The organism is Cellulomonas septica, from assembly GCF_012396155.1.
GTDB lineage: Bacteria > Actinomycetota > Actinomycetes > Actinomycetales > Cellulomonadaceae > Cellulomonas > Cellulomonas septica.
In genome coordinates, this window is record NZ_JAAXOY010000474.1 from 1 (window position 1) to 2,905 (window position 2,905).

The 2,905-nt window shown below is 73.2% G+C and carries 2 protein-coding genes; one reads left to right on the plus strand and one right to left on the minus strand.

Annotation, left to right across the window (positions count from 1 at the left end):
* A partial coding sequence (locus HGA02_RS15270) for a MucBP domain-containing protein (protein WP_168679895.1) occupies positions 1-2,225 on the minus strand: 2,225 nt, incomplete at its 3' end.
* 117 nt (positions 2,226-2,342) lie between these two features.
* Between HGA02_RS15270 and HGA02_RS15275 the strand changes: the two genes are divergently transcribed.
* Positions 2,343-2,905 (plus strand): GntR family transcriptional regulator (locus HGA02_RS15275; RefSeq protein WP_168679897.1); only part of this gene is annotated, 563 nt, incomplete at its 3' end.

A 2,905-nucleotide genomic window follows, 5' to 3' on the forward strand; every position in this document is an offset into this window, starting at 1 on the left:
CTGCCGGTGTGGGCCAGGCTCCCGGTGCGGCCACCCGACGCCGGGTCGGCCGCCAGGACCTCGCTGAGCACCGGGACGACGGTCGGCGTCGGCTCCGGCGCCGGCTGCGGCTGGGGCTCCGGGTCGGGCGCCGGGGTCGGGTCCGGCGTCGCGACGGGCTCGTAGACGTAGGTCACGACCACCGTGCCGTCGGGGAGCGTGCCGGTCGGGTCGCCGTCCACGCGGACCAGGACGTAGCCGTCGATGTGCTTCGGCTGCGTGCTGTACGGGTCGCCCGCGTCGCCGGTCGTGGTGTCGTCGTCCGCCAGCGGGGTGCCGTCGACGGCCTGGTGGTGGACGACGAGGGAGCCGGGCTTCGGCGCGGGCGGGACCGGCCGGTAGACGTAGGTGACCTCGACGGTCCCGTCGACGTACGTGCCGGTCGTGCTGCCGTCGACGCGGACCAGCGTCCAGCCGTCGAACGACTTCGCCACGGTGCCGTACGCCTCGCCGACCTTGTCGGTGGACGTCGTGTCGTCGGCGAGCGGGCTGCCGTCCTCCGCGACGTAGTGCACGACGAGCGCGCCGGTCGCGTCGGCGGGCTCCGGGTCAGGGTCCGCCTTCGGCGCGTAGACGTAGGTCACGACCGCGGTGCCGTCGGGGAGCGTGCCCGTCGGGTCGCCCTCGACGCGGACGAGGACGTAGCCGTCGATCTGCCGGGGCCGCGTGCTGTACGGGTCACCGGCGTCGCCGGTCACGTGCTCGTCGTCGGCGAGCCGGGTGCCGTCGGCGGTCCGGTGGTGGACGACGAGCGCTCCGGGCACGGTGGCGGGGGCGACGGGCTTGTAGACGTACGTGACCTCGGCAGTCGTCCCCTCGGCGTAGGTGCCGGTGGCCGGACCGTCCACCCGGACGACCGTGTAGCCGTCGATGTCGAGCGGGCCGCTGCTCCAGGCCTCGCCGGGCTTGCCGGACGACGTCTGATCCGCCGCGAGTGGCGCGCCGTGCTCGTCGACGTGGTGCACGACGACGGCGCCGGGGGCCTCGAACCGGACGACTGCCGCATCAGGCGCGTCGATGCCCTTGCGCACGACGATGTTCGCCGGGCCGTTGGTGTAGGTGCCGGAGGTCGTCGACGTGACGTCGACCTCGACGGTGCACGACGCCTGCCCGGCGGCGAGCGACCCGTTCGTCACCGCGACCTTCGTGCCCTGCGCCCAGACGTCGCCGACGCACGACGAGACGAGGTTCGGCTGGTCCGCGACGCGCAGGCCGTCGGCGAGCTCGTCGGCGAACGTCCAGCCCTCCTTCGCGGCGAGCTCGTCGGTGTTCGTGACGGTCAGCACGAGGCGCACGGACTCGCCCGTGGCCGCGACCGGGCGGTCGAACGCCTTGTCGAGCTGCGGCGTGACGTCGATGACCTGCAGGTCGTCGAACGCACCGTCGTTGCCGAGGTGGCCCGACGTCAGGTTGCGCACGACGACGCCGAACGCGCCGCCCTCGTAGAGGAAGGACCGGTCGGACGCGAACTGCCCGCCGCGCACCGGCTCCTTGGTGCCGTTGGCGGACGCCGTGACGGCGATGGTCTGCGAGCGCGGGTCGGTGATCGGGTCGATCGGGCTGCTCGTGAGCGCCTGCTCGCCCGTGCCGGCCTGGTTCACGTAGAACATGAGCCGCGGGTTCTCGCGGTCGGGGTGCGCCTTGTCGACGCCGTTCGTCGCCGCAGCGTTGAGCGAGAACGCGAGGAAGCGGCCGTTGGCGTCCTTGAGCTCGATGTCGTCCTTCGTCCGCAGCATCACGAGGTTGTCGGCGACGTTCGACGCCTTGACGTCCTGCGTGTAGGCCGAGATGGCGAGGTTGCTGCGCGGGTCGGTGCTGCCGTTGATCTTCCCGAGGGCCTCGGCGAGCTGCCGGAGGGTGGCGCGGGCGGTGGTCTCGGTGTCGTTCTTGGCGCCGGTCGCGTCGGTGGTGGCGAACGTGCTCTGCGCCGAGACGACCATGCCGTTCGCCTTGACGGCGTTCTTCCAGTAGGGGTCCGCGTCGTAGGTGTGACCGTCGGCGCCGGCGTACTGGTCGATCATCGTGCGCAGGCCGCTGACGGGGGCGTTCTGGAAGTCCTCGTGGAAGACGACGGTGGCGGGCTGCGGCTGGCCCGGGGTCCCGGGGTCGGCGAGGCCGGCCGAGGCCCCGGCGACCACGAGGGTCGCGGCGAGCCCCGTCGCGGTGACGGTGCGAAGGACGGACATGGGAGGCGCTCCTGGGGGTGTCGGTGCGATGACGTTCTCCAATGTATTTCACCGTTCACCGTCCACGATCAGGACTTACGGCCCGACTTTCACCGATCACCGGCCTACGATCGAGGCGTGCCGATCCCCACCACGCCGATCGACGTCACCGGAGCCGCCGAGCGCGCCGCGCTCTACGACCGGCTGCTCGACGCGATCGTCACCGGCGACCTGGCTCCCGGGCAGCGCCTCGTCGAGCAGGAGCTCTGCGAGCGCTTCGGGACGAGCCGCGCCGCGCTCGGCGAGGCGCTCGCGCGGCTGTCGCTCGTCGGGCTGACGGACGTCGTCCCGCGCCGCTCCACGCACGTCACGCCCGTCGACCCGCGACGGGTCCGCCAGGCGCTCGGCGTGCTCGGCGAGGTCACCGCGGCCGCGATCGTCGACGGGTTCCCCCGGCTCACCGACGCGGACCGCGACACCCTCGTCGCCTACCGCGACACGTGGCTCGTCGACGACGCCACCGCGCTCACCGCGCTGCGCGAGTCGCGCGTGAGCGCGGTCCACGACGTGTTCTACCGCCGCGCCGCGAACGCCGACCTCGACCGCGTCCGGTCGTGGTTGTCCCCCGGGCTCGTGCGCTTCCACCGCCTGCACGGCGACGCCGCGGACGCGGCCGCGACCCGTCGCACCCAGCGCGCGCT